The sequence below is a fragment of the Novosphingobium sp. Chol11 genome (assembly GCF_900218065.1).
In the GTDB taxonomy this organism is placed as follows: domain Bacteria; phylum Pseudomonadota; class Alphaproteobacteria; order Sphingomonadales; family Sphingomonadaceae; genus Sphingobium; species Sphingobium agri.
The window spans coordinates 2,306,311-2,327,457 of record NZ_OBMU01000001.1; the positions used below are offsets into that span (position 1 = coordinate 2,306,311).

The 21,147-nt window shown below is 64.1% G+C and carries 21 protein-coding genes and 1 tRNA gene; 11 read left to right on the forward strand and 11 right to left on the reverse strand.

Annotation, left to right across the window (positions count from 1 at the left end):
- The first annotated feature begins 24 nt into the window (after positions 1-24).
- From NCHOL11_RS11480 to NCHOL11_RS11500, 5 genes are all read left to right on the forward strand, one after another.
- Positions 25-1,266, forward strand: coding sequence for an SAM-dependent methyltransferase (locus tag NCHOL11_RS11480; protein ID WP_097092416.1), 1,242 nt, complete (start codon positions 25-27; stop codon positions 1,264-1,266).
- A gap of 121 nt (positions 1,267-1,387) precedes the next feature.
- Positions 1,388-1,684, forward strand: a complete 297-nt coding sequence (locus tag NCHOL11_RS11485; protein ID WP_097092417.1) for a hypothetical protein — start codon at positions 1,388-1,390, stop codon at positions 1,682-1,684.
- Positions 1,685-1,772: 88 nt separating this feature from the next.
- Positions 1,773-2,195 carry a DUF350 domain-containing protein gene (locus tag NCHOL11_RS11490; RefSeq protein WP_097092418.1) on the forward strand — a complete coding sequence of 141 codons (423 nt, stop codon included), beginning with the start codon at positions 1,773-1,775 and terminating at the stop codon, positions 2,193-2,195.
- 2 nt (positions 2,196-2,197) lie between these two features.
- Positions 2,198-3,052, forward strand: a complete 855-nt coding sequence (locus tag NCHOL11_RS11495; protein WP_097092419.1) for a S1 family peptidase — start codon at positions 2,198-2,200, stop codon at positions 3,050-3,052.
- A 30-nt stretch (positions 3,053-3,082) separates the two neighbouring features.
- Positions 3,083-3,355 carry a DUF3297 family protein gene (locus NCHOL11_RS11500; RefSeq protein ID WP_097092420.1) on the forward strand — a complete coding sequence of 91 codons (273 nt, stop codon included), beginning with the start codon at positions 3,083-3,085 and terminating at the stop codon, positions 3,353-3,355.
- A 54-nt stretch (positions 3,356-3,409) separates the two neighbouring features.
- On the opposite strand, the gene NCHOL11_RS11505 is transcribed toward NCHOL11_RS11500, so the two are convergent.
- The 4 genes from NCHOL11_RS11505 to NCHOL11_RS11520 all read right to left on the reverse strand — a co-directional run bounded on the left by NCHOL11_RS11505 (position 3,410) and on the right by NCHOL11_RS11520 (position 6,661).
- Positions 3,410-4,135, reverse strand: coding sequence for a CHAP domain-containing protein (locus tag NCHOL11_RS11505; protein ID WP_097092421.1), 726 nt, complete (start codon positions 4,133-4,135; stop codon positions 3,410-3,412).
- A 78-nt stretch (positions 4,136-4,213) separates the two neighbouring features.
- Positions 4,214-4,747, reverse strand: a complete 534-nt coding sequence (locus tag NCHOL11_RS11510; protein WP_097092422.1) for a CHAP domain-containing protein — start codon at positions 4,745-4,747, stop codon at positions 4,214-4,216.
- 108 nt (positions 4,748-4,855) lie between these two features.
- Positions 4,856-5,926: a DNA replication/repair protein RecF gene (gene recF, locus NCHOL11_RS11515; RefSeq protein WP_097092423.1), complete on the reverse strand. Its 1,071-nt coding sequence runs from the start codon at positions 5,924-5,926 to the stop codon at positions 4,856-4,858.
- 78 nt (positions 5,927-6,004) lie between these two features.
- Positions 6,005-6,661, reverse strand: a complete 657-nt coding sequence (locus NCHOL11_RS11520) for a hypothetical protein (protein WP_369680241.1) — start codon at positions 6,659-6,661, stop codon at positions 6,005-6,007.
- Between NCHOL11_RS11520 and NCHOL11_RS11525 the strand changes: the two genes are divergently transcribed.
- Entirely contained in the window at positions 6,639-7,172 is a 534-nt protein-coding gene (locus NCHOL11_RS11525; protein ID WP_097092912.1) for a peroxiredoxin, read from the forward strand. The genes NCHOL11_RS11520 and NCHOL11_RS11525 overlap by 23 nt on opposite strands.
- A 135-nt stretch (positions 7,173-7,307) precedes the next feature.
- Here NCHOL11_RS11525 and NCHOL11_RS11530 read toward each other — a convergent pair whose 3' ends face one another.
- The 5 genes from NCHOL11_RS11530 to NCHOL11_RS11550 form a co-directional block, all read right to left on the reverse strand.
- The gene (locus tag NCHOL11_RS11530) at positions 7,308-8,222 is read right to left on the reverse strand and encodes a dienelactone hydrolase family protein (RefSeq protein ID WP_097092425.1); all 915 of its coding nucleotides are present in this window, start codon (positions 8,220-8,222) and stop codon (positions 7,308-7,310) included.
- 63 nt (positions 8,223-8,285) lie between these two features.
- Positions 8,286-8,672, reverse strand: coding sequence for a gamma-glutamylcyclotransferase family protein (locus NCHOL11_RS11535; RefSeq protein WP_097092426.1), 387 nt, complete (start codon positions 8,670-8,672; stop codon positions 8,286-8,288).
- A 305-nt stretch (positions 8,673-8,977) separates the two neighbouring features.
- Positions 8,978-9,721 carry a DUF72 domain-containing protein gene (locus tag NCHOL11_RS11540; protein ID WP_097092427.1) on the reverse strand — a complete coding sequence of 248 codons (744 nt, stop codon included), beginning with the start codon at positions 9,719-9,721 and terminating at the stop codon, positions 8,978-8,980.
- Between the two features lie 58 nt (positions 9,722-9,779).
- Positions 9,780-10,451: a peptidylprolyl isomerase gene (locus tag NCHOL11_RS11545; protein WP_097092913.1), complete on the reverse strand. Its 672-nt coding sequence runs from the start codon at positions 10,449-10,451 to the stop codon at positions 9,780-9,782.
- 32 nt (positions 10,452-10,483) lie between these two features.
- Positions 10,484-10,573: transfer RNA gene (locus NCHOL11_RS11550), tRNA-Ser, on the reverse strand.
- 124 nt (positions 10,574-10,697) lie between these two features.
- On the opposite strand from NCHOL11_RS11550, the gene hspQ reads away from it, so the two are divergent.
- From hspQ to NCHOL11_RS11575, 5 genes are all read left to right on the forward strand, one after another.
- Positions 10,698-11,069 (forward strand): heat shock protein HspQ, encoded by a 372-nt coding sequence (hspQ, locus tag NCHOL11_RS11555; protein WP_097092914.1) that lies wholly within the window; start codon positions 10,698-10,700, stop codon positions 11,067-11,069.
- On the forward strand, positions 11,026-11,835 hold the full coding sequence (locus NCHOL11_RS11560; RefSeq protein ID WP_097092428.1) for a GDSL-type esterase/lipase family protein: 810 nt from the start codon (positions 11,026-11,028) through the stop codon (positions 11,833-11,835). The genes hspQ and NCHOL11_RS11560 overlap by 44 nt, the downstream gene beginning before the upstream one ends.
- A 105-nt stretch (positions 11,836-11,940) precedes the next feature.
- Positions 11,941-13,869 (forward strand): OPT family oligopeptide transporter, encoded by a 1,929-nt coding sequence (locus NCHOL11_RS11565; RefSeq protein WP_176502261.1) that lies wholly within the window; start codon positions 11,941-11,943, stop codon positions 13,867-13,869.
- Between the two features lie 133 nt (positions 13,870-14,002).
- The gene (locus NCHOL11_RS11570; RefSeq protein ID WP_097092429.1) at positions 14,003-16,786 is read left to right on the forward strand and encodes a TonB-dependent receptor; all 2,784 of its coding nucleotides are present in this window, start codon (positions 14,003-14,005) and stop codon (positions 16,784-16,786) included.
- Positions 16,787-16,789: 3 nt separating this feature from the next.
- On the forward strand, positions 16,790-17,860 hold the full coding sequence (locus NCHOL11_RS11575; RefSeq protein WP_097092430.1) for a phytase: 1,071 nt from the start codon (positions 16,790-16,792) through the stop codon (positions 17,858-17,860).
- A gap of 79 nt (positions 17,861-17,939) precedes the next feature.
- On the opposite strand, the gene NCHOL11_RS11580 is transcribed toward NCHOL11_RS11575, so the two are convergent.
- Together NCHOL11_RS11580 and NCHOL11_RS11585 are read right to left on the reverse strand one after the other, a co-directional pair.
- The gene (locus NCHOL11_RS11580; RefSeq protein WP_097092431.1) at positions 17,940-20,570 is read right to left on the reverse strand and encodes a M1 family metallopeptidase; all 2,631 of its coding nucleotides are present in this window, start codon (positions 20,568-20,570) and stop codon (positions 17,940-17,942) included.
- 206 nt (positions 20,571-20,776) lie between these two features.
- Positions 20,777-21,064, reverse strand: a complete 288-nt coding sequence (locus tag NCHOL11_RS11585; protein WP_097092432.1) for a GIY-YIG nuclease family protein — start codon at positions 21,062-21,064, stop codon at positions 20,777-20,779.
- Positions 21,065-21,147 lie beyond the last annotated feature (83 nt).

Below are 21,147 nucleotides of genomic sequence, written 5' to 3' on the forward strand. Positions count from 1 at the left end.
AATGACCTGACAGGTTGCCGCCCCATGAAACTGTTCGATCGCGTCATCAAGCGGCTGGTCACACGGGGACAGCTGACCATCATCTATCATGACGGCACGAAAGTGACCGCAGGCGCCCCCGATCCGGCTTTCCCTTCGCTGGCCCTCAAGTTCCGGGACGCACGTGTCCCCTTCGACATCATCAAGGACCCGCGCCTCGGCATGGCGGAAGCCTATATCGACGGCCGCGTCGCGATCGAGGGCGGCGGCATCATGGAGCTGGTCTCGCTCATCCGCGCCAACAACAGCTGGGAAAGCGGCAAGTCGATCAGCGCCAAGGGGCGGCTGAAACGCGGCATCAAGTCGATCCGCCAAACGCTCTGGCGCGCCAACCACCGCGCGCGGTCAAAGGCCAATGTCGCCCATCATTATGACCTGTCAGGCGCGCTATATGCGTTGTTCCTCGATCGTGACCGCCAATATAGCTGCGCCTATTTCCCGGATGCGGACAATGAGGCCGGCATCAGCCTGGAGCAGGCGCAGGAAGACAAGAAGGCGCATATCGCCGCGAAGCTGCACCTGAAGCCAGGCATGAAGGTGCTGGACATAGGCTGCGGCTGGGGCGGCATGGCGCTTTATCTGCACCGCACCTGCGGCGTGGACGTTACCGGCATCACCCTCTCGGAAGAACAGCTGAAGGTCGCGCGGCAACGGGCCGAGGAGGCAGGCGTCGCCGATCATGTCCGCTTCGAACTGATCGACTATCGCGATGTAGAGGGTCCGTTCGATCGCATCGTGTCGGTCGGCATGTTCGAACATGTCGGCACCGCCCATTACCGCACCTTCTTCGACAAGTGCCGGCAGTTGCTGAAGCCCGACGGCGTGATGCTGGTGCACACGATCGGGCGCGTGGACGGGCCGGGCATCACCGACGCCTTCACCCAGAAATATATCTTTCCCGGCGGCTATATCCCGGCGTTGTCCGAAATGATTCAGGGCAGCGAGGGCACGCGGCTGATGGTCACGGACGTCGAAGTGCTGCGGCTCCATTACGGCCTCACAATCCGCCAATGGTATGCCCGGGCGATGGCACGGCGGGCTGACATCATCGCTCTCTATGACGAGCGTTTCTTCCGCCTGTGGACCTTTTATCTCGCGGGCGCGGCGACCGTGTTCGAACATGGCGGCATGGTGAATTACCAGGTCCAATATGCGCGTGATCGCCGCGCGCTGCCGATCACACGCGATTACATGACCGCAGCAGAAGACGAACTGCGCGGCAAATAGCCTCCCTTAATGATGGCTGACAGTGCCGTTCCCGGACGGTTCAGTGAAGCTTGTGCATCCTCTCTCCCATAGGCCCCGTCCAACGCTCTGCGTCCGGGGATGCATGTTGAGGAGAGAGGATATGAATATCTTCGTGAAGGGCGCGGCCGCGCTCGGGCTGGCGGTCACGGCCCTCGGCGCGACGGCGATGCCAGCCCAGGCGCAATATCGCGGCGGCTATTATGGCTATGGCGACCGCGAGTGGCGGGGCGACCGTGACTGGGACCGGCGCTGGGATAATCGCCGCTGGCGCGATGGCGACCGGCGCTACTGGCGGGACGGCAGGCGGCATCATTATCGCTACCGCCAACGCTGCTGGACCGAATGGCGCTATGACTATTATCGCGATCGCGACGTGCGGGTGCGCATCTGCCGCTGACGCATAACTGTCTGGCTTAGGGACAGAAACACTTCCGCAACCCGATCCCTGATTGAAGCGGGGATCAGGTTGCGGCATCCTTGGCGGCATGAGCGATCCCATGCCCGTCATTCAGAGCCTGCTGTCCGGGCTCCCCATCTTCCTGCTGCACCTTGCCTGCGCGACGCTGGCGTGGCTCGCGGCACTGGCGCTTTATATGTGGATCACGCCGCACGATGAATTCGCCCTGATTCGCGCCGGGAATGAGGCTGCGGCGATCTCGCTCGGCGGCGCGGCGATAGGCCTTGCCGTTCCGCTGGCGCTGTGCCTCGCCGGATCGGTCAACGTCTGGGACATCATCATCTGGGGCAGCGTCACGCTTGTGCTGCAACTGATCGCCTTCCGCTTCGTCGATTTCCTGCTCGGCTCCCTTTCCGCCCGGATCGAGGCGAATGAGCGATCCGCCGCTACCTTCCTGGCGATGATGAAGGTTGCGATCGCCTGCCTGACGGCCGCGGCCGTGGCGGGCTGAATATGGCGCGGCGGAGCATAGGATGCCTGCCGCTGATGCTTGGCGGCATATTGGCGCTCGCCTGGATCGGCGAGGTGACGCAGCCCACGCCCTTGCAGGTCGAAACCTTCGACCCGCGCTCCCCCCGCCGCCCAATGCCGCAATGGAGCGATGAGGCTTTCGTGATCGAAGACCGCCCGGGCGCGCCATCGGACAGCATGGGCACAGCCTTCGCCGTGGACCGCGACGGCGCCTGGCTGACGGCGGAACATGTCACCCACGACTGCGCCCGCATCGGGCTGGAGGAAGGCGGCGTCGCGCGCGCCGTGTCCCGCGTGGTGGAAAGCCGGGAGGCGGACGCCGCCCTAGTGCGTGACGGCCTGCCCAGCGATCATGCCTTGCCTTTGTCGGGCCGGGTTCCCGCGCCCGGCTCAGTCGGCTTCCATATGGGCTTTCCCGCAGGACGCGCCGCGCTCGTCGTCTCCGAACTGATCGGCGCTGCAAGCGCCCGGCGTGGGCGGACGGAGGAAACCCAGCCAGTTCTCGCCTGGGCGGAAGTCGCTCGCCTGCCCGAAAGCGACGACACTTTGTCCGGCATCAGCGGCGGCCCCGTATTTGCCGAAGATGGCCATGTGGTCGCAGTCAACAGCGCGGCGACCGACCGGCGGGGGCGCATCCTGACCACTGCGCCGGATGCGATGATCCGGCTGGTTCAGGCCAGCCGCGCCGTCAACGATCAACCCGTGGCCTATCCCTTCGCCGGGCTTGCCGATGCGGAAGTTCGCTTCGCCTCCTGGCTGGAGCAGGGCGTGATCCGCCGCATCTTCTGCGATGTGGACGATGCGCCCCGGTTGACGGCGGCGCAGCCGAAAGGCTAGGCGGCGCGAAACGAAGGATCTGAAACAGCCATGAGCGACACGCCTCCCGACCGCCTCTCGACCAATCCGCGCAGCCCCCATTTCGACATGGACGTGCTGCAACGGGGGATCGGCATCCGCTTCAAGGACCGCGTCCGCAACGATGTCGAGGAATATTGCATTTCCGAAGGGTGGATCCGTGTCGCCGCCGGCAAGACCAAGGATCGCCACGGCCAGCCGCTGACCATCAAGCTGTCAGGCCCGGTGGAAGCCTGGTTCGAGCGTGCAGCCGAAGGCGGCGAAGAGCCGTCGCAGCCCGAGTGAATAAATTATTCGGGCCGAGCCTGTCGAATGGCTCGGCCCGAATGGCATTTGTCTTTAGCGCAGCCGCGCATCCCGCTTCACATCGGCGATGATGTCCCGCAGCGATCGCCCCGACGGCATGGCGTCCGCAAACTGCACCGCCCGCATGTCGACCTCCAGCTTCGGCTCACGCGCCGCCTTGCGCAAGGACCGGCCCAGGCTCGCAAGACGCGCCGGCGCCTCTTCCCCATCCACCTTGACCGCTGCCTTCGACAGCTTCCCCATATCAGCGTCCACCTTGGCGAAGCGCACGCTGGTGCCGAGCGCCGGATCGGCCTCGAATGCGCGCAGCTGCGCCTTGTCGGGATAGATGAAGCCGAAAGTCGGGTTGGTCCGCGCACCCATCTGCCCGGTCGGACTGTGCCAGACACGGACCTGGCTCCAATCGCCCGCTTCGGACACGTCGAGCGCCAGTACATCTTCCTCGATCGCGCCGGGCACCGACCAGTTGGCGTGCCGGATCAGCACGCGCCGGTCGTCCAGCACCTTGCTCACCACTGCGACATGACCAAGCACCATCGGGCCATAGGGGCGGAAGGCCATGACGGCGCCGCGCCGAGGCACATGGCCGCGCGCATAGCGGCTCTCCGCCTGATCCCACCAGGTCAGCGCGTCGCCCCGGATATTCACGCCGGACACGATCCGCGCATAGGGTACGCACTGCAAAGCCGTCGCGCCCCATAGCGGGGTCGCGGCCAGCGAAGCCAGCACCAATGCTGCTCCGCGAAGATATCGAAACATTTTTGCGACCTCAAAATATTGAGAATCGCCCCACCGCCGGTCAAACTAGCCAGCGGCGCTTAGAAAATAGTTAATGCCTTAGAAAGCAGTGCCAGCGGCGGCTGCGGCCGGGCTCACGCGGTCGGCCATGGCGATCTGGACCGGCGCAGCTTCACGGGCATGACCGGGATAGATGAAGCCCTTGGCGGCGTTCGAGCGGAGGCCCAAGCCGCCGATCGGGCCGTACCATACGCGCACATCGGTCCAGTCATTGTTGGGCGACACGTCGATCGCGCGCACGTTGCGCTCGATACCACCGCGATAGGACCAGTTGGCGTGGGTCAGCAGCACTTCGCGATCGCTGACCACCTTGCTCACCATGGCGACATGGCCCACGGGCATGGAGCGGCTGGCGGAGAAGGCCAGCACGGCGCCTTCGCGCGGCTCATGGCCACGGTCATAGCGGCCCTCGGCCTGTCCCCACCATGTGTTAGCGTTGCCGTAGATTTCGATGCCGGAAACTTGCCGCGCATAGGGCGCGCACTGGAGAACGCCGGCAGCGGCAGGGGTCACGATCAAGGCGCCGAGCGCAAGCATGGCAGTCGCGATAAATGCGCGAAAAGCACCGATCATGTGTGGAACGACCCCCGACTTGTTGTGCGTTATCAACCCCGTGCCGCCCTTAGGGCAGAGCAAGGATGAATTGAGAAGCGTCGAGCGGTGAGTTGTTGTGGGGGCGCGTTATTCTGCGGAACGAAAAACACGGCCCGAAGTTACGGTTAACCGTGTCGCGGAACTCAAGTCATTGAAAAGGCTATCTTCCGTCCCCGTCATCCAGACCTGACCGCCGGTTTCCGTTAACCTGTCGAACAACGCGGCCCGCCGCGACGGGTCGAGATGAGCCGCCACCTCATCAAGCAGCAGCACGGGCGGTTGCCCCCGATGTCCCGCGACCAGAGCGGCATGCGCAAGCAGGATGGACAGCAACAGCGCCTTCTGCTCCCCCGTCGAACAGAGCGCCGCCGCCTGCCTCTTGGCCGCGTGGTTTACCGCGAGATCCTGCCGGTGCGGCCCGGACAGGGTGCGCCCAGCCGCCGCATCCCGCCGCCGCTCGCGCGCGAGCCGCTGGGCAAGCGGCGCGCCGCCCCCGTCCTCACCCTCGATCGCCAGCAATGGACGGGCGAAGGGCTCGTCAGCCTGCCCCTCCAGTTCACCGCCAAGCCGCGCGACCAGGTCGGCGCGGGCCACCGAAAGCTGCTCGCCATGTTCCTCCATCTGCGTTTCCAGCGCCGCCAGCCAGGATGGATCGGCACGCGGCAGGTCGGACAGCAGCCGGTTGCGCGCCCGCATCGCCGCCTCGTAGCGCGCGCTACGGACGGCATGCTCGGGATGCAGCGCGAGCGTCAGCCGGTCGAGAAAGCGCCGCCGCCCGCCGGGGCTGTCCATGAACAGCCGGTCCATCGCGGGCGTCAGCCAGACGATCGCCAGATGATCGGCAAGGGCGTTCGCCGAAGAGGCAACGCCGCCGACCCGCACTTGCCGCCGGTCCGGCGCTTGCGGGGAGGTGCCGGTGCCCAGCACCACGCCGTCCACCTCCGCCGCGATGCCGAAGCTGCCTGTCCCGCCCTGCCGCGCCATGTCGCGCAGCGCCGCGCCGCGCAGGCCGCGTCCAGGCGCCAGCATCGACACCGCCTCCAATATGTTGGTCTTGCCCGCGCCATTCTCCCCCGTCAGCACGATGAAGGCATGATCAGGAAGGATCAGCGCATCCGCATGGTTGCGGAAATCGCTCAAGGTCAGGCGGCCGATCATCGCCCCGCTCTAGAGCATCGCGCGTGAAAGAGGGAACCGGTTTTGCGCAAAAAGCAACGACGCGACAAAGGCGGAGTATCAGCAGCGCTTGCGGGTCACCGCCGCCCCGTCATTGATGATGGTCAGTTCGCGGCCACTGGCTGACGGACGCAGTTCCAGCCTCTTGGTCCAACTGTCGCCCTCGCCGGTAAAAGCGGCGTCGACCCGCAGCTTGCCGCCGGTGCCGGTGACGACCCCCTTCACCGTGCCGACGCTTTCGTGAAAGATCAGGCTGTCGGGCGTGACCTTCAATTCCAGCTCGGCCGACCGGTCGCCGCAGCGATCGTTGAGGCCCGTCCAATTGCCCTGCAGGGCGGCAGGGATTCCACCTGCAGGCGTCGAAGAAGCCGACTTTCCCGCTCTGTCCGGCGACGCGGCGTTGACGGGCGGCGAAGCCTCCGCCTCATTGCTCGCGGTCAGCGCTTCATCCTCTGCGGGCGTTTCGTTGCTGACATCATAGCTTGCCTGCTCGTCGACGATGTTGGTCGACATGCGGGGCGTGTCCCCGCCCTTGTCGTCACAGGCGGAAAGCAGCAGCAAAGGCATGGCGAAAAGCAGGCGCATCCGTAATGAACCGGTTGGGCGCAGATGGGTTCCGCTACAGGCTTGCCAGCCGCCCGGAGAGGGGCCATCACCTTTGGCGCAGCCGCCAAAGGATGGAGTGAAGGTGATGATGAAGCGCATGATGATCGCCATGGGCCTTGCCGCCAGCGTGCTTGGATCGACCGGTGCCATGGCGGCGCTGTCCGCCGGTGCCAAGGCGCCCGATTTCACCACGCGCGGCGCGCTTGCGGGAAAGACCTTCACCCTCACCTTGTCCCACCAGCTGAAACGCGGGCCAGTCGTCCTCTATTTCTTCCCCAAGGCTTTTACCCCCGGCTGCTCGGCGGAAGCGCGCGAGTTCGCGACGCATATCGATGATTTCAAGAAGGCGGGCGCCACCGTGATCGGCATGTCGGCCGATCCGGTGGACGATCTTGTCGCCTTTTCGACCAAGGAGTGCGCCGGCAAGTTCGCAATCGCCTCGGCCGGTCCCGACATCATCTCCGGCTATGACGTAGCGCTCAAGATGCGGCCCGGGATGACCGACCGCACCTCCTATGTCATCGCGCCCAACGGCCGGGTCGTCTTCGTCCATAGCGAGATGAACTATAGCGGCCATGTGAAAAGCACGCTGGCCGCGGTGCAATCGATGAAGGCGAAATAAGGCGTCCGCAGCAGCCATCGCCGTTCGGCCTGAGCTTCGTCGAAGCCTGTCTTGAGCGCCTTTCTGCCCTTCAAGAGAAAAAGAAGAGGCTCGACAAGCTCAAACCGAACGGAAAGACTGGTCAGCGATGGCGCTTTATTTCCTGCCCTTCACATAACGCCCGAACCATTCCAGCGTAGCGGCCCAGGCTTCCTTCGCCGCCGCCTCATTATAGCTCGGCCGGTAATCGGCCATGAAGCCATGATCCGCCTGCGGATAGACGGTAATCTCGTCCGGCGGCGACTTGCCCGACGCCTTTAACGCGGTTCGCATCGCGTCGACATCGGTGACGGGAATGCCCTTGTCCAACGCGCCATATTGTCCCAGCACCGGGGCTCTCAACGCCGCCGCCTGCTCGACCACGCTCAGCGGCTGCAATGCCGTCTTGTCGCTCACCAGCCTGCCATAGAAGGCGACACCCGCGTCCAGCTGCGCGCTATGTGCGGCGTAGAGCCACACGACACGACCGCCCCAGCAAAAGCCCGTAATGCCGCGCCGCGTCGCGTCGCCGCCATGCTTGCCCGCCCAGGCATAGGCCGCGTCGATATCGGACATCACCTGCGCATCGGGCGCCTTCGACACGATGCTGCCGATCAGCTGCTTGATATCGGCGATCTTGGTGGCATCGCCATGGCGCGCGAACAGATCGGGCGCGATCGCATAATAGCCTTGGCCCGCGAAGCGGCGGCACATGTCGCGAATCCATTCATGGACACCGAAAATCTCGTGCACGACGACGATGACCGGAGCGTTCTTCGCCTTTTCCGGCCGCGCCACATAGGCTGGCATGGAAAAGCCGTCACTCGCCGGGATGGACACTGTTTCCTGGGTCAATCCTTCGCCCGATGTCTGAACGGCGCTGCTCGACACCGGGCGGCAGGCGGCGGCGAAACCGGCGGCAAAGGCTCCGGTCATCAGCAGCTTGCGCCGGTCCAGCCCCGTGCTGTCGATCCAGCTGCGGTCTTCGGGCAGGCGATCCGTCACCCGCTGTGGTTCATCGTCATGGCTCATGTCGCGTCCTCTCCGCTTCCCCCGCGCCGCAGACTATCGGCTCAGCGGCCGGGCGCAAGCGGGTCAGGCAAGGAAGTCACCGCTCGCGATCCGCTCCAGCCCCGTCACATCGCGGGCAAAGACATAGGTCCATGCATCGGTCAGCCCGGCGGCGCTGCGCACCTTTATCCGTTCACGCCGGAATTCATGGGGCTGAGGAAAATGCGCCGTGCACTCCTCATGCTCATCAAGCACCGAAAGCATGGCCTCCGCATTCGGCAACTGAAACAGCTCACCTGTGACAATTCCGTCAGGTCCGGGGACAAAACCGGGATAATAATCCACTCGGTAGAGCACGCCGCTCGCAAGGGCAGCGCACTCGAAACGCGCCACGGATGCAAGCCATCGGGCCATTTCTCCGTCAAATCCGGGACGGAGAGATCCGTACACAAAGAGCAGAGCCTGGCTCATTGCCAAGAACCGCTAGCAATAAAAAAGCCGCCCTGGCAATAGCCGGGCGGCCTTTTTGAAATTCCCCAAGACGAGGAATGAATAAGAGCGATCAATCGCTCAAGCGTAAAGTACCGAGTAGAAGGTCAGCATCTGCGCACCGACCGCAACCATCAGCGCAACGCCCTGCAAAGTGTGCCGCATGTTTCGTTTCCTGCAATTTTTGTTTTGCGCCCTGTTTGGACAAGCGCGCATATGATGGAAGACGCCCTCCGCCTCAATCGCAAAGGGCGCGTTCGCAGTTGCAGCAAACGCAACGGTCGCTGTTACTTCAATGCAACAAGCATCGCCTGAGCGGCGGCGGGCGCACGAACTTTGGCCCCGCTGATGAAGAAGACGAAGACGTCTCCCTTATCCGCCATGCCTTTCGCACTTTTTTTCCAGCCCTCGATATCCGAAGGCGGATAGCCGGTGGCCTCCTCTTCTCGCGATCGCATCAGGCGAAGGTAGGAAAACCCCACATCACGGCCCTTGATCGCGGGATATTCATCATGGTCGGCAAGCACGACCGCCGCCCCCGCATCATGGGCCAGTTGCAGAAAAGCGGGATCATCGAAGCTTTCGTGCCGCACCTCCAGGGCGTGGCGCAGCGGCACGCCGCCTATGCTGTCGGGCAGCAGTTTCAGGAACCCGCCAAAATCTTCAGCGTCGAACGTCTTGGTCGGCATGAACTGCCAGAGGATCGGGCCGAGCCTGTCGCCCAGTTCGGCGATGCCCTGCCCCACGAACTTGGCGATGGATTCCCCGGCTTCCGCCAGCACGCGGCGGTTGGTGCAGAAGCGGGAAGCCTTCACCGCGAATTGGAACCCATCGGGCACCACCTTCGCCCAGTTCGCGAAGGTCGCGGGTTTTTGCGTACCATAATAGGTGGCGTTGATCTCGGTCGCGGTCAGATGCTGGCCGACATAGGCCAGTTCGTCCTTCTGGCGCAGGCCCTCGGGATAAAAGGTGCCGCGCCATGGCTCGAACGTCCATCCGCCTATGCCTACCCTGATCCGTCCCGCCGCCATGGCCGTCTCCTTCCACGCCCATCCTGACGGCTGAAGCGCATGAGGAACAGAGGAAATGTCAGGATGCGCCCTTGCGCCGCAATCCGATCAGCCACGGCTTCACACCGCGCGTCGGCCGCGCCGTTCCATCCAGCCGCTTGGCGCGAATGATCCTTACAGGCTTCACGATCATCTGCCCGCGCATTGGCCCGGACCCGCAGCAGGTCGGCATGGCAAGGATGCGGCGCACGACATCCATGCCCGCGACCACATGCCCGAACGCGGCATAGCCGATATACGTCCCGCGCGCGTCCATATTAGGGGTGGCTCCGGCCGTGATGAAGAAGTTGCCCATCGCCGAATCCGGCCGGTTCGGCCGCGCCATCGACAGGGTCGCGTCCAGATGGCGGATGCCGGTCTTGCTGGTGGGCTCATGCGGGATGGGCGGCAGCGATCTGCGCGCATCCGTATCGATTCCGCCCTGGATCAATCCCAGCTTCGCATCACTCTTGCGCCGCGCCGCGCGATAGAAGGCGACGCCATCGAACCGGCCATCATCGACATAGGCCAGGAAATTGGCCGAAGTGCGCGGCGCGCGCTTGGTATCGACGGCGACCACGATCGTGCCCACCGATGTCTCGATCGCCACGCGCGTGTAGCCGGGCGTCGGACGATTGCCTGGCAGGCCCCATGCAGCCGCCGGGGCCAGCAAGAGCAGCAGGGCAAGCGCGCGCAGTAAGGCGGGACGGATCAACGGTTCAGCCACCGATTGGTGAGTTGGAGTGGCGGAGAGGGAGGGATTCGAACCCTCGGTACCGTTGCCGGCACGCCGCATTTCGAGTGCGGTGCATTCGACCACTCTGCCACCTCTCCGCAGAAGGTGCGGCCTGCGCCGACCCGGTCGAGCGGCGGCCATTAGCGAATGATGACCGGCTTGCCAAGCGGAGAGGTCCGTATTTTTCTTGTAAGACCGCACGGGCGTCCTAAATTGCTGTTCATGACCGACACCACTGCAATTTTTGGGGCTGATGTCAGCGCGCCCCCCGTTGTCCATGCGCATTTCAGCATCGGCGATGTCGTGAAGCATCGCCACTTCGGTTTCCGTGGCGTCGTGTTCGACATCGATCCCGTCTTCGCCAACAGCGAGGAATGGTATCAGGCGATCCCGGAACAGTCCCGGCCCGACAAGCACCAGCCCTTCTACCACCTGCTCGCTGAAAATGGCGAAACCAGCTATGTCGCCTATGTGAGCCAGCAGAACCTGCTCGCGGACGACAGCGGGGAGCCGGTGGATCATCCGGCGATCGCGGGGATGTTCGGGACCTATGCCAACGGCAAATATCAGCTGCGCCCGCTCCATCGCCACTAAGGCCCGGCCTCTTACAGGAGCATGGTGGCGGATTGCCGCCGCCATTGCCCTGCTGCCCGGCCTGACCGGCATCGCGGCTGCGCAGGCACCGGCCGAGAGCGCCCCTGACGAACTCCGGGTCAACGCCGATCCCACCTTCCCCTTCGCCAATGAAGTCGCCGCTTTCGCGAAGGCGAATGAGGCGAACAACGGCGCGCCGGGCGCGGTCCTCTTCCTCGGCAGTTCCAGCATCAGGCTCTGGAATACGCAGGCAAGCTTTCCCGACAGAAGCACCGTCAATCGCGGCTTCGGCGGGGCGACGACGCCCGATGTGCTGCGCCACTATCCTCGGCTCTTCCCCAAGGCAGAACCCCGCTCCGTCCTCGTCTATATCGGCGAGAACGACCTTGCGGCCGGAGCCACGCCTGACATCGTCGCCCGCAACATACTCGCGCTGCTCAAGAAGCTGCGCGCCGATTACCCCAAGGCGCGCATCGCCTATCTCTCGCTCAAACCCTCGCCGATCCGGTGGACGCTCTGGCCGAAGATGGCCGCAGTCAACATGACCGTCGCGGCGCGCAGCCGGGTCGGCGGCTTCGACTATCTGGATGTCGGCAGCAGCCTGCTTGCCCATGACGGCCTGCCGGACGCATCGCTGTTCGGACCCGATGGCCTGCACATGAACGGGCGAGGCTACAGCCGGTGGAACAGGCTGGTCGATGGCTGGCTGGACCGGATGGAGATGGCGGCAGCACCTTCACCGCGCCCGCTGTCACTTTCCAATTGATCCACGGCTAAGCAACATTATTACCGTACACCGGTAAAAGACACCCAGAGGGGGATGATGCTGGTGACCACTGATTCGGCCAAGGCCACACCCACGCCTACTCCCATGGCGGAGCTCACCCTTCGCGGCGTCATCCTGGGCGCGCTCATCACGCTCCTTTTCACCGCGGCGAACGTCTATCTGGGGCTGAAGATCGGCCTTACCTTCGCGACCTCCATCCCCGCCGCCGTCATTTCCATGGCGGTGCTGCGCCTGTTCGCGACCGGCACGATCCTTGAAAACAACATCGTCCAGACGATCGCGTCGGCGGCGGGCACGCTGTCCGCGATCATCTTCGTGCTGCCGGGCCTCGTCATCATCGGCTGGTGGCAGGGCTTCCCCTATTGGCTGTCCGCCTTCACCATCGCCTTGGGCGGCATATTGGGCGTCATGTATTCCGTGCCGCTGCGCCGCGCGCTCGTCACCGGCTCCGACCTCCCCTATCCCGAAGGCGTCGCCGCCGCCGAAGTGCTTAAAGTGGGGGCAGGCTCGCGCGAGGGCCTTGAAGAAAATAAGCGCGGCCTTTCCGCCATAATCATGAGCGCGCTCGCCGCCGCGGCCTTCTCCATCACCGCCAAGACGAAGCTGATTGCCGAAGAGGCCGCCACCTTCTTCAAATTCGGCGCAGGCGCGACGTCACTCTCTACCAGCTTCTCCATGGCGCTTATCGGCGTCGGCCATCTGGTCGGCCTGTCGGTCGGCGTCGCGATGTTCGTCGGACTGCTGATCAGCTGGGTCGGCCTCGTCCCCTGGCTCACCGCGCCGCTGCCCGCCGGAGCCGACATTGCCGAAGTGGTCGGCACCACTTTCCGCATGAAGGCGCGCTTCATCGGCGCCGGCACGATCGGCATTGCCGCGATCTGGACCCTGCTCAAGATATTGGGCCCGATAATCAGCGGCATCCGATCCGCCATGGCGGCAGCCCGCAAGCGCAAAGCTGGCGACGGCAGCCTGCTTGAACTGACCGAGCGGGACCTGCCCATCGGCATTGTCGGCGGCACCATCCTCGCCTCGCTCGCTCCGATAGCCGTTCTGCTCTGGTATTTCGCGCAGGGCGGGCCGATCGCGCTCAATCCCGTGCCGATCCTCATCCTGACCCTCGCCTATATCCTGGTCGCGGGCGTCGTCATCGCATCGGTCTGCGGCTATATGGCGGGCTTGATCGGCGCGTCGAACAGCCCGATCTCCGGCGTCGGCATCCTCGCCGTCCTCGGCGCTTCACTGATCCTCGCCGCCATCTACGGCTCGGGCGGCGATCCGAAACAGAGCCAAGCCCTCATCGCCTACGCCCTGTTCGTCACCGCGATCGTCTTCGGCATCGCCACCATTTCGAACGACAATCTTCAGGACCTGAAAACCGGCCAGCTGGTCGGCGCGACCCCCTGGAAGCAGCAGGTGGCGCTGGTGCTGGGCGTCATCTTCGGTGCGCTCGTCATTCCCCCGGTGCTCGACCTCCTCAACAGCGCCTTCGGCTTTGCAGGCGCGCCGGGGGCGAAGGCGACCGCACTCCCCGCGCCTCAAGCCGCGCTGATCTCCGCACTGGCGAAGGGGGTGCTGGGCGGCGATCTCGACTGGGGCCTGATCGGCACCGGCGCGCTGATCGGCGCGGTGGTCGTCGGCATCGACGAAGTGCTGGGCAAGGCTGGCAAGCTGCGCCTGCCGCCGCTCGCGGTCGGCATGGGCATCTACCTGCCGATGGCGCTTACCCTGCTCATTCCCGTGGGCGCCGTCATCGGCCACCTCTACAATCGCTGGGCGCGCCGCCAGCGGAGCCCCGATTTTGCCGAGCGCATGGGCGTTCTCATGGCGACGGGCTTCATCGTCGGTGAAAGCCTGTTCGGCGTCGCCTTCGCCGGAATCGTCGCGGCCACCAACAGCGACGCGCCGCTTGCGCTCGTGGCGGAAAACCCACTCGCCGTGCCGCTCGCGCTCATCCTCTTCGCGGCCGTCCTCGGCGGCCTCTACGCCCGGCTGCGGCGGCAGGCATCGATGTAACATATTGCCACACTAACATCATCAAACTGTCACCGAACCGGCATGCCAGTGTAAGGAAAATATCTCACTGACCTCCTCGACCAGAAGGGGGACGGTGGGGCCGATCTCCCTTGGCAACAGGGAGATTTCCACCATGAACCGCTTTTTCCGTGGCGCCAGCCGCGCAGCCATCGCTCTTGCCCTGACGGCGCCTGCCGCCGCTCTGGCAGGCACCATCAGCGGCACCGTACTCGACGGCACCGGCACCCGCGCCCTCCAATCCACGCAGTTGCGGATCGTTGAGCTGGGCCGCGTCGCCGAAGCCGGTCGCGACGGCAGCTACCGCTTCCCCGACGTCGCACCCGGCACCTACACGATCGAGGCACGCTATGTCGGTGCGGACCCAGTGCGCACCACCGTCACCGTGCCCTCGACCGGCGATGCCGATGCCGACATCCGCATCGGTTCGGACATCGACAGCTCGATCATCGTCGTCGGCCAGGTCGCCAACCAGGCGTCGGCCCTGTCCCGCCAGCGCGCCGCCGATGGCGTGGAAAGCGTCCTTACCCGCGACGCCATCGGCCAGTTCCCGGACCAGAATGTTGCCGAATCGATCCGCCGCTTGCCCGGCGTCAACATCCTGAACGATCAGGGCGAAGGCCGCTTCGTGTCGGTGCGTGGCCTTGATCCCGCGCTCAACGCCGCCTCCATCAACGGCACCCGCCTTCCCGCCCCGGAAAGCGACACGCGCCAAGTCGCGCTGGACGTCATCCCGTCCGAACTCATCGAATCCATTGAAATCAAGAAGTCGCTGACGCCGGACATGGATGCCGACACGATCGGCGCATCGATAGAAATCAACACCACCAGCGCCTTCGATCGCAAGAAGGATCTCTATTCGGTCAAGCTGGAAGGCAGCTATAACGACTTCGCCGACGCGCTGACGCCCAAGGGCAGCTTCGATTTTTCGACGCGCCTGTCCGATCGCTTCGGCATCGCGGGCGGCTTCAGCTACTACAAGCGCAAGTTCGAAAGCGACAATATCGAAGCCACTGATTGGGATGTGACGGACGAAGGCAATGCCTATGCCGCCGAAATCCAGTATCGCGACTATGACGTGCAGCGGAAGCGCATCGGCGGATCGCTCAGCCTCGACTGGCTCGCGACCGACACGACGAAGCTCTATGCGCGCGGCCTCTACAGCCAGTTCGACGATCAGGAATATCGTGGCGACGTGATCCTGATCATGGACGAAGCACCCCGTTCCTCGACCGCGACCAGCGCGGAATTTTCGGACGAGGACGGCCGCATCGAAGTCCGCCGCCGCATGAAGGACCGCTTCGAACGGCAGAAGATCAAGTCGCTCACCCTTGGCGGCGAGACCAACACCGGCCCGTGGAAGATCACCTATTCGGGCAGCTGGTCGGAAGCGAGCGAGCGGGAAAATGGTTCGATCGATCCCACCCGCTTCCGCGCCCGTTTCAATGACGATGGCGTCAATGTCGGCTTCGACTATTCTAATCCCCAAAAGCCGCGCTTTACGGTCACGGGCAATAGCGATGCCTTCTTCGACCCGGAAAGCTACGGCTTCAACGAGCTGGAGCGCACGACCCTATCGGACGCGCGCGATCGCGAATATGCGTTGCGCGGCGACATCTCCCGTGCCTTCACCTCTGACAATGGCACCTTCACCGTTCAGACCGGGATGAAGGCGCGCTGGCGCAAGAAGAGCTATAATCTCCAGTCGGACGTCTATGACGATTATGACGGCGATTACACGCTGGCCGATGTGCTGGGCGGGCAGACCTACCGCATTCAGGACATCCTGCCGCTGCCCAGCCACACCGGCCCGACGAATTTCTTCAACGCCAACCGCGACAATTTCGTCCTCAACGAAGTCGATACGGCGCTGGCCTCTGCATCGTCCGACTATGGGGTGAAGGAAGATATCCTCGCCACCTACCTGCTCGGCCGCTGGGACAGCGACAAGCTGCGCGTCATTGGCGGCGTCCGCTTGGAGCAGACGCGCAACGACATCAACGCCTTCACCACCCAATCGGACGGCGATACCGTCACTGTTACGCCCAACCGTTTCGTTCGCAACTATACCGACTGGCTGCCCAGCCTGGCGGTGCGGTACGAACCGATCCGCAACCTCGTCCTGCGCCTTGGCGGCTACAAGAGCCTGGTGCGGCCCAAGCTGTCCGACCTCGCGCCCCGCTTCGACATCAACGAAGATGACGAAGCGACCACCGGCAATCCGAACCTCAAACCCTACCGCGCCTGGAATATCGACGCGTCGGCGGAATGGTATTTCGGCACCAATGCCGCGCTGACGGGCGGCGTCTTCTGGAAGTCAGTGAAGAATTTCGTCGTGTCGCAACGGCTCACCACGCCCGGCACCTTCAACGGCATCGACTATGAAGAACTGACGATCCCGATCAACGGCGACAAGGGCAAAATCAAGGGGTTCGAACTGTCCTACGCCCAGGTCTTCAGCTTCCTGCCCGCCCCGCTCGACGGCCTGCTGCTGAACGTCAACTACACCTACACCGATGCCAAGGGCACCGTCCTCAATGATGGCGACATCAGCGATCCGCGATCGATCCCGTTGCTGAACTCGTCGAAGAACACGCTGAACGTCGTCATCGGCTATGAAAAGGGCCCGATCTCGCTGCGCGCGGCGGGCACCTACCGTGACAAATATCTGGATGAAATCACCGACGCGGCGGAAACCGACCGCTATGTCGACGATCATTTCCAGATCGACCTCAGCGCCAAATATCGCATCGTTCCCGGCATCCGCGTCTTTGCCGAGTGGATCAACGTCACCAACGAACCTTATTTCGCCTATCAGAATTTCGCAGGAGGCAAGCGCCTGCTCCAGTTCGAGGAATATAACTGGACAGCGAAATTCGGCATCTCGGCGAGCTTCTGATCCATGAAAAAGACCATCCTTTCCACCCTCCCCCTCCTCGCGCTCGCCGCCTGTGCGAGTGCGGAGACCGAAGCGCCCATCGCCGTGCGCATCGCCAATGCCTCCCCCGCCGTCTCCGTGACGGCGCGGGGGGAAACCACCCCCGTGGGCACAGCCAATGCGGACGCCGCCGACGATCCCGCGATCTGGCGCAACGACGCAGACCCGGCGCAAAGCCTCATCGTCGGCACCGACAAGAAGGCGGGACTTTATGTCTATGGCCTTGACGGCAAGACCCGCAGCTTCCTTGACGCGGGACGGGTCAACAATGTCGACCTGCGCGATGGCGTGACGATCGGGGGCAAGCCTGGCATCCTCGTCGTCGCAAGTGACCGCAATGACGTGGCGAACGCCAAGCTCGCGCTCTTCAGCCTTGACCCCGCGACGGCAAAGCTGACCGCGCTGGGCAAGGTCGATGGCGGCAAGGGCGAGGCATATGGCGTCTGCCTCTACCGCTCAGGGGACGCTGTTGATGCCTTCATCGTGCTGAAGGACGGGACGATCCATCAGGTCGCCCTCGATGCCTCCGGCGCAAGTGTCACGGGCCGGACCGTGCGAACGATGAAGCTTGGCACCCAGTCGGAAGGCTGCGCCGTCGACGACCGCACCGGCATCCTCTACGTGGCCGAAGAAGATGTCGGCCTCTGGCGCTTCGACGCCCGTGCCAACGGCTCCACCGCCCCCGTCAAGATCGCCGCCGCCGACGGCAAGAACATCGTCATGGATGCAGAAGGCGTCGCCATCGCGCCGATCGGCGATCGGGACGGCTATGTCATCGTGTCGAGCCAGGGCGACAATGCCTATGCCGTCTACCGTCTGACCGACGACAGCTATGTCGGCCGCTTCCGCATCATCGACGGCGCCATTGGCGGGGCCGAGGAAACCGACGGCATCGACCTGATGCTCGGCGATTTCGGCCCGGCCTATCCCGGCGGCATCTTCGTCGCGCAGGACGGCCACAACGCCGCCGCCGCGCAGAACTTCAAGCTCGTCGCCTGGGACGACATCGCCAAGGCGCTAAACCTCACCCGATAGAGCCACGAAGTCCCCCTCCCGCAAGCGGGAGGGGTTAGGGGTGGGCGCGAGCGTCAGCGAGCAGCTAAGCTCTCCCCACTCACTTCCTCACAAACCAGGCAAGCAACGCAGGCTTCAACCGCGCCCGCGTCTCGATCCGCGTCCTGATGGCGGAGATCGACCGGTCCACCACCTTACGCGATTCCGGCGTCAGATATTGGGTCGCATAGGCGTCCAGCTTCGCCGCCATTGCCGGGTCAGCCGACCCGCCGCCCAGCCGCGCAATCGCCTGTGACCGCGCCGACACGTCGATCAGCGCCTCATATTGCTGCCTGTGCGCCAACACATAATCGACCGCCAGCATCGGATGCTCCGCACCCACCGCCGAAATGATCGCCGCACTGGTCGTCTTCCCCGGCTCATCGGTCATGGCGAGGTCGAGCGCCTTGCGCCCCAGCCCCTCATCCTTCGCCGCGCCCAGCAAGGCAAACAGCGTGCTCCGATCGAGCGCGCTCGTCGCGCCATTGGCCATCGCCCGCAGCTTGTCCCAGGTCGCAGCATCAGCATTTTGCGCGATGATGCGCAGCCACACATTGCGCAGCGGCCCTTCCATCAGCGCCGGCTCGGCAAAGCGCCGCCGCGCTTCGGCCAGCACCGCCTTGTCACCCATGCTACCCAAAGTCGAAACAAGCGCCGACCGCAGCACCGGCACCTGCGCCCCTTCGCCGGGCTTTGCATCAAAGCCGACGCTCTTCAGCACCGGCCCCAGCTTGCGCGAGGCATAGGCGGCAATCCGCGCCTGGCCCACCCGATCGCCATCCAGCATCGTGTAGGCGCTGCTCAGATAATCCGGCACCTCGGCCAGCACCGCCGGGCTCGCATTGGCGGGCACCGCGTCCACCATGTCCAGCGCCAGCCCGATCGGCTGATATCCGCCCAGTCCCAGCTGGAAATTGTCGGCCAACAGCCCGATCTGGTCCATCGACGACAGCCGGGTAAAGCCCGCCGCCAGCGCCTTCACATTCGCCTCCGGATAGAGCGAGCGATAATAGCCCGTCTGCCCGGCATTGATCACATAGGCCCCGCACCCCGGCAGCGTCACCGAAGCCGTGCCGTTCAGGATCAGACGCTGCGGCGCGCCGCCAATCGCCTGCGCCATCACCGGCACGTTCCAGCGGAGAGGCGCCTTGTCCTTCCGGTCGCGGCTGAACTCGCCCTGGCTGAGCGCCAGCACGGTCGATCCGTCCCGGCACTGCGCGCTCTCCACCTTCACCAGCGGAATGCCCGGCTGGCTGGTAAAGTCATGCGCGATGCCGACCAGCCCCTTGGCCCCCGCGCCCTCGACCGCCTTCCACAGGTCGTCCGTCACCGTATTCCCATAGGCGTGCGCCTTCATGTAGCCGCGGATGCCCGCGCGCCACACATCCTCACCGGCAAAGCCTTCCAGCATGGTGATGACGGCCTCACCCTTTTCATAGGTGATGTCGTCAAAGGCCTGATTGACCTCTTCCACCGTATGGATCTTCTGCACCACCGGATGGGTCGTCGCCAGCGCATCCAGCGCCATCGCCCGCTCGCGCCCGCCGACGCGGGTCAGCAGCATTTCCCATTCCGGTTGCAGCTTGTCGGTGACCTTGGTCGCCATCCAGCTCGCAAAACCCTCGTTCAGCCACAGATCGTCCCACCAGGCCATGGTGACGAGATCGCCGAACCATTGATGCGCCATCTCATGCGCGACGATCGAATAGATGGTCCGCCGCGTGCCCTCTGACGTGAACTTGGGATCGACCAGCAGCGCGCGCTCGAACGTGAAGATCGCGCCCCAATTCTCCATGGCGGAAAAGAACTGGCTCTGTCCCGGCCCGGCAACATTGTCGAGCTTGGGCAGCGGGAATGGCACGCCGAAATAGTCGTTATACCAGGGCAGGATCGCCGCCGACGCATCCAGCGCCAACTGCGCCTTGCCGGTATTCCCCTTGCCGGTGATGACGCCCACTTCCGTCGCGCCCGCCATCTTCGTGGCGCGTTCCAGTTCGCCCAGCCCGAAGAACAGCAGATAGGACGACATTTTCGGCGAAGTGCCGAACGTCACCCGCGTCCTGCCGCCGCCCAGATCCTGCGACGCCTTGACCGGCATGTTGCTGACCGCCAGCTGCCCCGTCGGCACGATCGCGGACAGATCGAACGTCGCCTTGTAGCTCGGCTCGTCAAAGCTCGGCACGAACCGCCGCGCATCGGGCGCCTCGAACTGAGTGAACAGCGCCCGCTTCTGCGCTCCGGCATTATCCTTGTAGTCCAGCGCGAACATCCCGTTCGCCTGCGTGTTGATGACGCCGCCATAGGCGATGTCGAGCTTGTACGCGCCCGGCTGCACCGGCTTGCCGAAATCCAGCGTCACCGTCTGCGCACTGGCATCGACTTTGGCCGAACCGGTCATCGCCTTACCCTTCGCCGGGGTCAGCGCGACGCTGCCGATGGAAAGGTCAGCGGCATTCAGCACCAGCACCGGCATCGCCTGCGCGACATTGAGGTCGATCGTCACCTTGCCCGTGAACTTCAGGTTCGCCGCATCGGGCACCACCTCGATCGCATAATGGCTGGGCGCAGCGCCACGCGGCAACTGCGTCGTGATACCCGGCGCCGGTCCCGCAGGCATCTGCGCCAAAGCGGGCTGAACAAGGGCGAGCGGCGCAGCCGCCAGCAACAGGGAAGATAGCTTCGAAAAGGACATCAGGTTCGCAACTCCGACACGTTGAGAACGGCATGGCCCGGGCGGCCATTGCCATGATAGTTGCGGGATCGAACCTTTCCGCGCGCGGGTCAAGCGGTTGATCGAACTTTGTTGTTCGGTTGTTTAATAGGGGAGCAGTAAGGCGCCATTCGACGTCGGCTTCAGAAAAATGCCGTCATCCCAGCGAAAGCTGGGATCTCAGGCCTCTACAGGATGACATCAAACAAATCCCGCCATTCCGGATTGCTCGCCTCGATCAACGCAATCTTCCAGTCCCGCTTCCACGCCTTCAGCGCTTTCTCCCGAGCAATGGCGAAGTCGATCTCCCCATGCTCCTCCGCAAGCACCAGTCGCCGCAAATTATATTTCCGGCAGAAGGCCGAACCTTCGCCACGCCGATGTTGATCCATGCGGGTGGCGAGGTCGCTAGTCACGCCGACATACAGCACGCCGTGCGGCTTGTTGGTCATGATGTAAGTCCAGCTGCGGCGCATTAAGCGAGCTCACTCCCGGCCTCAGGAGATGCCAGCGTTCGCTGGCATGACGGAAAAAGGAATAGCCGTCATCCCAGCGAAAG

Excerpts from the sequence above, each read along its gene's own strand:
- NCHOL11_RS11480 (WP_097092416.1), top strand. The coding sequence starts at position 25 with ATGAAACTGTTCGATCGCGTCATCAAGCGGCTGGTCACACGGGGACAG.
- NCHOL11_RS11485 (WP_097092417.1), top strand. The coding sequence starts at position 1,388 with ATGAATATCTTCGTGAAGGGCGCGGCCGCGCTCGGGCTGGCGGTCACG.
- NCHOL11_RS11490 (WP_097092418.1), top strand. The coding sequence starts at position 1,773 with ATGAGCGATCCCATGCCCGTCATTCAGAGCCTGCTGTCCGGGCTCCCC.
- NCHOL11_RS11495 (WP_097092419.1), top strand. The coding sequence starts at position 2,198 with ATGGCGCGGCGGAGCATAGGATGCCTGCCGCTGATGCTTGGCGGCATA.
- NCHOL11_RS11500 (WP_097092420.1), top strand. The coding sequence starts at position 3,083 with ATGAGCGACACGCCTCCCGACCGCCTCTCGACCAATCCGCGCAGCCCC.
- NCHOL11_RS11505 (WP_097092421.1), bottom strand. The coding sequence starts at position 4,135 with ATGTTTCGATATCTTCGCGGAGCAGCATTGGTGCTGGCTTCGCTGGCC.
- NCHOL11_RS11510 (WP_097092422.1), bottom strand. The coding sequence starts at position 4,747 with ATGATCGGTGCTTTTCGCGCATTTATCGCGACTGCCATGCTTGCGCTC.
- recF (WP_097092423.1), bottom strand. The coding sequence starts at position 5,926 with ATGATCGGCCGCCTGACCTTGAGCGATTTCCGCAACCATGCGGATGCG.
- NCHOL11_RS11525 (WP_097092912.1), top strand. The coding sequence starts at position 6,639 with ATGAAGCGCATGATGATCGCCATGGGCCTTGCCGCCAGCGTGCTTGGA.
- NCHOL11_RS11520 (WP_369680241.1), bottom strand. The coding sequence starts at position 6,661 with ATGGCGATCATCATGCGCTTCATCATCACCTTCACTCCATCCTTTGGC.
- NCHOL11_RS11530 (WP_097092425.1), bottom strand. The coding sequence starts at position 8,222 with ATGAGCCATGACGATGAACCACAGCGGGTGACGGATCGCCTGCCCGAA.
- NCHOL11_RS11535 (WP_097092426.1), bottom strand. The coding sequence starts at position 8,672 with ATGAGCCAGGCTCTGCTCTTTGTGTACGGATCTCTCCGTCCCGGATTT.
- NCHOL11_RS11540 (WP_097092427.1), bottom strand. The coding sequence starts at position 9,721 with ATGGCGGCGGGACGGATCAGGGTAGGCATAGGCGGATGGACGTTCGAG.
- hspQ (WP_097092914.1), top strand. The coding sequence starts at position 10,698 with ATGACCGACACCACTGCAATTTTTGGGGCTGATGTCAGCGCGCCCCCC.
- NCHOL11_RS11560 (WP_097092428.1), top strand. The coding sequence starts at position 11,026 with ATGCCAACGGCAAATATCAGCTGCGCCCGCTCCATCGCCACTAAGGCC.
- NCHOL11_RS11565 (WP_176502261.1), top strand. The coding sequence starts at position 11,941 with ATGGCGGAGCTCACCCTTCGCGGCGTCATCCTGGGCGCGCTCATCACG.
- NCHOL11_RS11570 (WP_097092429.1), top strand. The coding sequence starts at position 14,003 with ATGAACCGCTTTTTCCGTGGCGCCAGCCGCGCAGCCATCGCTCTTGCC.
- NCHOL11_RS11575 (WP_097092430.1), top strand. The coding sequence starts at position 16,790 with ATGAAAAAGACCATCCTTTCCACCCTCCCCCTCCTCGCGCTCGCCGCC.
- NCHOL11_RS11580 (WP_097092431.1), bottom strand. The coding sequence starts at position 20,570 with ATGTCCTTTTCGAAGCTATCTTCCCTGTTGCTGGCGGCTGCGCCGCTC.
- NCHOL11_RS11585 (WP_097092432.1), bottom strand. The coding sequence starts at position 21,064 with ATGCGCCGCAGCTGGACTTACATCATGACCAACAAGCCGCACGGCGTG.